We start from the raw sequence: 7,297 nt of genomic DNA, 5'->3' as shown, positions 1-7,297 counted from the left end.
TACAACTACGGGAAGTACTCCAACAAATACATCCGGAACAACATCCTGAGCAAGTAGTGGAAGTACTGGAAGTACAGGAAGTACTGGGACTTCAGGATCTACAAGCTCATGATCAAGTACCTGAGGAACAAGTGGATCGAGCTCTGGAACAACTTCTGGAACAACTTCTGGTACTAGTTCTAGTACTTCTACTGGGAGTACTTCAACTACGAGCTCAGGATCGACAAGTGGAACAAGTAGTTCGAGTAGCTCTGGTTCTACAAGTTCATGATCAAGTACCTGAGGAACAAGTGGAACTCCTGAAACTTCATGAGGAACAGCAACAACATGAGGGAGTGCACCCACGTCAGAAAGCAGTGAACCACCAGCATCAAGCACTCCATCCAATGGAAACACAAATGGAACAACTGCTGGGAATACCTGAGCAGATGGAAATCCTATCGAAACAGAAGTTGATACATACCAAAATAATAACTGAAGTTTTAATACCTGAAACGGAAATGTTCCAATAAAAGTGGTTGCTGTTCATTCTCGAGTTCCCATTACACCGATTGCGTGAAAATGTCCGAGTGGATATTATCGTTTTGGAGTGACTTCAAATATTTATGACAATACAACCCTTTCTCTTCCCTATACGCAAAATGGAAATAATATGACGCTCACCAATGAATTTATTCAGAAAAATAGTTCAGACTATTATTTCAAGATATTTAATGTAAATGGTGTAAAAATCTGATGAGTCATCTACAAGATATGAAATCCTAACGTAGATTATCATTGGGCATTTACTGTTTGTCTCAAACAATAAGCTAGACTCCTATTTTAAGAGTATTATTTCAGTATTTTTTATGAATATCTCCGAGAACCTTTTCTAGTGCGATATTTTTTTGAAAGTTTTCATTGAGATGCGTGAATATACTGAGTTGTTTTGGAGTATACTTCTGTATATCAGTGGTGATAACTCCAGTTGACCTATACAGTTCTCAAGAGATTTGTAACTCTTTCAACATCTGAGCCAAAACTTCTACCACTTGTTTTCGGTCACAGTGATAATCCTCAAACTCAAAACTCATGCGTGAGGTTTCAAAGGCTTTGTTTCTGAGAAACAAAGTAATATTTCGCAACTGAAACTCGTTTAAAATCATTTCTTCAAACAGTCTATCGACATTTAAAACAAGTCTTTTCCAAAGTAAGTCACTGCGATTGGTGATTTCATCATTGAAGCTCCGAGTCTTGGAAATACTCTTTTGGACTCCCGTATGCGCGAAAGTCATACAATTCACTCCGTTGATTTCAAACCAAAGTTGCGTTGCATTCTTGCCAATAATACGCTTATAATAAAACATACTTTCGCGACTAAAATCATACACGGTCTGTATATGTTGACCGAGTCTTTTTTGGTAGCCCTTTCCAATAAATGGAATCGCGCTTACAGGTAAATCTTGGAATATATCATAGACGACCTCATTGCTCAGACCTACAAAATAACCATAGGGTTTATTTACTTTTGAAAACATCTTGGCTCGAAGCTTGGTATTACTCACCCCAATAGAAACTGGTACTCATATATCTTGAAGTATTTTTTTTTGAAGGTATAAAAGATATTGCTCAAGAGTGAGTCACATACTCTCAGGAATCCCGGTCAACTCCACAAAAGCTTCATCAATACTAAATATTTCTATATTTTGCGTGTGTTCTCGTAGGAAAGTCATGAGTTTCTTAGATATTTTTCCATAAAATCCCATATCTGGATGAATCCCCACAAAATCACGACCTAAAATACGTTTTGCTTCCCAAAACGGAACTCATACCTTGATGCCTTTTCTCTTGGCACTATAACTCGCTGCAATCGTCACATCTCCTCCAACGCACACATGTTTATTAACAAGAGCAGGATTTCGAAATACCTCACAAGCAACATAAAAACTATCACAATCAATATGGGCAAATATTTTTTTAGATATTTTAAACTTCATACACAGATTCTAAAATTTACGAATAAGACTCACCACTACTCCAAAGAGTTCCAGTTCTTCAGTCGGAAACATCTGGGTTCTTTGTTCATCTCAGGCTTCAAGATATATCTGGCCAGAGCTTGTTTTATAAAAATATTTAATCGTATAGCTTCCGTCTATTTGCGCGACCACAATATCTCCATGCTTCACAGGCTGAGACTTATCGACTATCACAATGTCCCCCGTATAAATCCCAGCACTGATCATAGATTCTCCCTGAACTCTCAGTAAGACACTCGTATTTGGATGCTCGATAACATAGTTGTTGAGCTCTACACTATAACGGGATTGTTCCTCAGCAGGAGCATGAAATCAAGCTTGGATACTCTCATAAATATAATACTGTGACATAATAATTGTATTTAAGATATATACTATTTATACACATAATATACTCTAAATATATACTATTTGCAAAGAATAATTTATTTTTTCTTTGTCTTTTTTGTCACTTTGTTTGTATACTATCGTTGTAAATAGTGTGAATTTATTTTAATTATATAAATAGTACTCTATGAAAAAAATACTCTTTCTTTGATTATTTCTCTTTGCTGCTCTCTTTGCAAGCCTTTGAAATACCTACGCATGTTCATGTATGATGCCTGCTGACGCACTTTCTAGCTTAGAAACATCTGATTCAGTGTTTGTTGGTACAGTATCTCGAATTTCAGAAGGAAGTTCGAAAAATAAGGTATTATTTGATGTACAAAAAACCTGGAAAGGAGTTGATACTCAAACTATCCAAATAGAAACAAATAATAACTCCGCAGCTTGTGGATATAATTTTGTTGAAGATCAAGAATATGTAGTGTACGCGTATGAAAACCAAGATGATGTACTGGGAGTTTCCCTGTGTTCAAGAACGGCAGAACTCACTGCAGAAAATACTGATGTACAAGCTCTTAATCTCGGGAGAAATCCTGGAAGTGAGTGAGAGTTTTGTGGAGGAATCGCAAACTTACAATGTAGTAGTGGTCTCGTGTGTGATATAAAAGAAACATATCCAGATGCAGGATGAAAATGTACAGTACAAGAAGAACCAACAATGTGTACGATGCAATATGATCCAGTTTGTGGAGTCGATGGAAAAACATATGGTAACTCATGTACGGCAGGAAAAACTCCAGTAGCTTACGCGTGAGAATGTAGTACTCCAGCAAAAATATCTGAGCTTGAATCTACCCTCAATACAAAGACGCTGAATCTCTTAAATAAAAATCTCGCAAACTATAAGCTCAAACTCTCTACAAAAACAGAAATAGAGCAAAATAATATTAACAAGCTTGTTCTAGAAAGAGTGGAAACAGCTCGAGAAGACAGTGTTGAAAAATACAGTGCTCCGACTCAAAAAAATATGTTAGAAAAAATTATAAACGTATTAGACCTCCTCAAATTCAGAGTCGCTGGAATGTTGTAAAAATCTCATTTAAAAAAAAATCCCTTACTAGGGATTTTTTTTTAAATGAGATTTTATTTCTCGTAAAGACCATATACATAAAATACTCCCTCTTTATAAATCTTGAAAAGTCTGAGTTTGGAAATGTCGTAGTTTACTTCCATTAAAACACTCTCAACATCTGTCTCAAGTGTAGGAATAGGATAATACTCGAGTTCTTTTCCTACTCACTCTATAAGAGTGCTTACTTTGTTATTGTTATAATATACCTGTTCCTCTTTCATGAGATTTATTACTTCTCAAAGTAAGATATTTCCATCAACTATCAGTCCATTTTTTACTTGAAAATGTGCCTTTTCTAAAACTTTGAATCCAATTGACTGAGGGTATCTCTTGGTAAGTTCTCTACGCTTCATATTTACTTCTTTTGCAAGGACCTCTTTTGAAATATTAAAATACTCCTTTGGCATATCGCGGATATTGTATCGGTTGGTATACATCACATCATAAGGAAGTTTATAGTACATGTAATCAGAAACATCTTTTTGGTATGATGGTTCAAAAGTGGGGTCATAGAAGTCATTTCAAATTTGTATCCATGAGTGACCAACCCTTGGAAAATCCTTAGAATCAATAACATAACCTAATTTAATACGGACATCTTCTATCCCTGCAATTTTCAGCATATAGGACATCAGACGCACCTGTCATTCACAGACTCCATTTTTAGATTCAAAGGTTTCAAGTCCAGAAAATATCCTCGGGTCAGATTCATAAAAGAGCTTTGTATACTCTATATTTATTTTTATCCAGTCATACACAGCCCTAATCTTTTCATCATCAGTTTCAAGTCCATCAGTGAGTTCGTGGGCTTTTTTAAAAATAGCTTGATAGGTTCGAGAATAATCTTTTTCTATTCTCAGGGCGTCCGTTGCAAACTCATTCACTAGCTGTTTATCGATAGGACCATACTGATCGAGATATGATTTTGGAATAATTTTAACCGGCCTTGGAGAAAAGGTAATCGTATTTTTAGCATCTTGCAGGCGAAGTATCACTCCATCATCTAAATTATAGCCTAACTTTTTCCAGTCAGAAGCATATAAACCATAACTATCAAAGGTATCAAAATATGTATCATATCAGTAAGTATAAAAAATACCATTTTCCTCATAATAGCTACTGTTATATAAAAAGAATTTCTTCGGTCAATGAACGAGGAAATCTACAAAAGAAATTTTTTTCTCAAGACTCGGATTTTTAGGAACAAAATACCCTATACTTTCAGAATAGTAAAGTGTATGATTAGACGGTAACTGAAAACTTTGAATTTGAGATGCATCAAGAACGGCAATTGATTCAAAATTGAGTCTGTATATCTCTGAGTTTTTTGAAAATTCAAAACTCTCATTCAAGACAATAGCTTCTGGTATCACAGCTTTATTTACACGAAGAGATTTTTCAAAACTGAGAAGTTCAGTATTTCCATCACTCTTCCACATCGTAAATCTATTGAGGGCTCATTCTCGTGAAGCTACATACTGAACCAGTGCGTAGATATTATTGTTATTATAAAACATAATATCACTGAGAAATATTTTTCTGGCAAACTGAGAATCTGGAGTTGCAACCAGGAGCTCTGAGATTCGAGTTCTAATAGCACTATACACGGGAAAATGGTCGACAATTTTGTATTTTTTTTCTACATAATTTTTAATAAGTTCAGACACTTTTTCAGCACTATCAGTCGCAGCATAACTCACGGAAATAGCAGAAAAAAACACACTTAATCCTATATATACAAGTATGAAGACTCTCAGGAAAATGTGGAAGAATCGAGACATGGAAAATAAAAAATATATATGCATTAATTGTAGCATATATTACAAGATTTATCAATATAACACGTGAAATGTTATACTAAAATGAGTAACTCTTATAACTTGAGTATAAAGTGATGATAGTATCTGAAAATATTATTTTTTTCAGAAGAGATTATTTTGAGCCTGAACCATAAATGTAGATTTTCAAACGATTCATTGGAGCATATTTTGGTAGGCAGCTTTGAGGATTTGTTCTGGAGTTTGTGTTTCGTTTTGATTCAGTGTTGCTTCATTTTGCACATGATACTGAATATTGGTGTCATTAATGTACTCTACAGGGATTGTAGCATCCCCAGTGAGCATCTTGTTCATGAGACCCACAAATCACTTTTTATCACTTAAATCAACGCCGGTTCCACCAACTACATTTTTATCAAATCATAGACCACCGTTTGAGAGATTTATTTTTTCATTCATCCCAAACTCAGCCCATAAGCTCGGACTTCGGTTTATCATCGCGATAAGAGCATCTGTAATAGATTGAGGGATCATCGTAAAGCCAATACTTTGTAAAAATAGAAGTGTCTCCTTTGTTTTTTCGTCTTTTTCTTTGAGGAGTTTTTGGTAGTTGTCTCGTAGCTGCAAAAGAGCACCTTTATACACCTTTCTAGCTTCCACTATTGGTTCGTTATGTTCTTGATAGGCAGATGATAATGCTTGTTGAATATCGGCAGCACTTGTCTTTGTCTCAAGACCAAGTTCTCGATAGTACGAATACCCGAGTCCTCCTTCTCACTTCAGGATATCTTTTATCTTTGAAACATCTCAGTCACTCACTGCAGCCTCTGCAATCAGTTTTCCTGCTGCTACAATTTTGCTCAGTTTCCCTAAGTGTTCTTGTTCAACTTTGTAATACTCAAGTTTAGGGCTTTGATAATCTCCAGTATCCTCCACACTACTTGGAAGTGAATAGTTATCTAAACTCAAACTTCTTTCGTTGGTCACCACATCATAGTTTATCTCTGTTCCGTCAGTATTTTCAAGGGTAAATATATTCCCACTTTGCTCAGAGCCATCTTTGACTTCATCAATACGAGTTCAAAGAGCACTACTCACCCGAGCCATTTGTTCTGGTGGTAGTTCTCAAAAGTCTGGAGTCATAATCCAAGCATCTATTCTTGTTTGAAAACTAGAATCCAATGATACTAAGCTCTCACTTACTCTTTTAAATACTTCTGGACCTTGAGCATATGCTTGTGGAAGAATAGATTTTTCAATTTGTTTATTATGATCTAACTCATAAATGATATTGTCTTGAATTTTTTCAGCTCTTGATCTATCATTTTCACTCCAATTTTGGTTTTCAAGTAATGTTTTATATTCAGCAAAATCTCAAGATAATCCACTTAGTTTAACATCTTTATTAATAGCAAGAATTGATTTAGCTTTTTGCCTTATTGTTTTTTCTTTTTCTTCATTAGTTTTTAATTTTTCTGCTATATCTTCTTGTTTGACTGATGTATCTTTTTGTTTCACTGCTACAACCTCTTCTTTCACTGATGTATCTTCTTGTTTCACTGATGTATCTTCTAATATTGTTCATTCAACAAGAGTTTGATGAAATTCAAATTCATTTACAGGAAATCTTCAAGATATTTTAACACTATTAAATATTTTGGTAATATTTGATTTATCTATAAAAGCATTTTTTATGTCATTATTCTGTCAATTTATAAAAACTTCAAAAATTTCATATCAAACTAAACCTAATGAATCAGATAATTTTTTGAACTGAGATAAGACTTTTAACACCTCTTGAGTTGTTTCCAAATCTTCTCAAATTCAACTTATTCACTCTTTCGTTTCTGAAGATACTAATTTTCTCTCTGATTGTTCTTTAAATCTATTATCGAGTGTTATTAATTCTTCTTGTCGTTGAATCTGACGCTCATTATTTTGAACCTCTCAAAGTGGTGCGTCGTCATACGAGCTCAATCATTCAGGACCTCAAGCCATAAAAAAAGTATAGAATTTATATCTATACTTAGAATAACATATATTTT

Annotated in this window: 6 protein-coding genes; 2 read left to right on the top strand and 4 right to left on the bottom strand. The window is 34.6% G+C overall.

The genetic code is table 25. The annotated features are described in order from the left end of the window. Positions 1 to 808: hypothetical protein (locus tag GW846_06060; protein NDK10309.1), on the top strand; the 808-nt coding region annotated here is incomplete at its 5' end. Position 809: 1 nt separating this feature from the next. Here the strand turns inward: GW846_06060 and GW846_06055 are convergent. Together GW846_06055 and GW846_06050 are read right to left on the bottom strand one after the other, a co-directional pair. Continuing rightward, complete coding sequence (locus GW846_06055; GenBank protein NDK10308.1) at positions 810 to 1,976, bottom strand: hypothetical protein; 1,167 nt, start codon at positions 1,974 to 1,976, stop codon at positions 810 to 812. A 9-nt stretch (positions 1,977 to 1,985) separates the two neighbouring features. After that, positions 1,986 to 2,366 (bottom strand): UV protection and mutation protein, encoded by a 381-nt coding sequence (locus GW846_06050; GenBank protein ID NDK10307.1) that lies wholly within the window; start codon positions 2,364 to 2,366, stop codon positions 1,986 to 1,988. A 163-nt stretch (positions 2,367 to 2,529) separates the two neighbouring features. Here GW846_06050 and GW846_06045 point away from each other — a divergent pair, with 163 nt between their 5' ends. Beyond that, positions 2,530 to 3,432: a hypothetical protein gene (locus tag GW846_06045; GenBank protein ID NDK10306.1), complete on the top strand. Its 903-nt coding sequence runs from the start codon at positions 2,530 to 2,532 to the stop codon at positions 3,430 to 3,432. Positions 3,433 to 3,485: 53 nt separating this feature from the next. Here the strand turns inward: GW846_06045 and GW846_06040 are convergent, their stop codons facing one another. Together GW846_06040 and GW846_06035 are read right to left on the bottom strand one after the other, a co-directional pair. Further along, the gene (locus tag GW846_06040) at positions 3,486 to 5,255 is read right to left on the bottom strand and encodes a transglutaminase domain-containing protein (GenBank protein NDK10305.1); all 1,770 of its coding nucleotides are present in this window, start codon (positions 5,253 to 5,255) and stop codon (positions 3,486 to 3,488) included. A 132-nt stretch (positions 5,256 to 5,387) separates the two neighbouring features. Further along, positions 5,388 to 7,250, bottom strand: coding sequence for a hypothetical protein (locus GW846_06035; GenBank protein ID NDK10304.1), 1,863 nt, complete (start codon positions 7,248 to 7,250; stop codon positions 5,388 to 5,390). Positions 7,251 to 7,297: the final 47 nt, after the last annotated feature.

This window comes from Candidatus Gracilibacteria bacterium (assembly GCA_010119145.1).
Taxonomy (GTDB): domain Bacteria; phylum Patescibacteriota; class Gracilibacteria; order BD1-5; family UBA6164; genus JAACSU01.
Note: the sequence above shows the minus strand (reverse complement) of the source record. Positions and strands in the feature narration are given on the sequence as shown.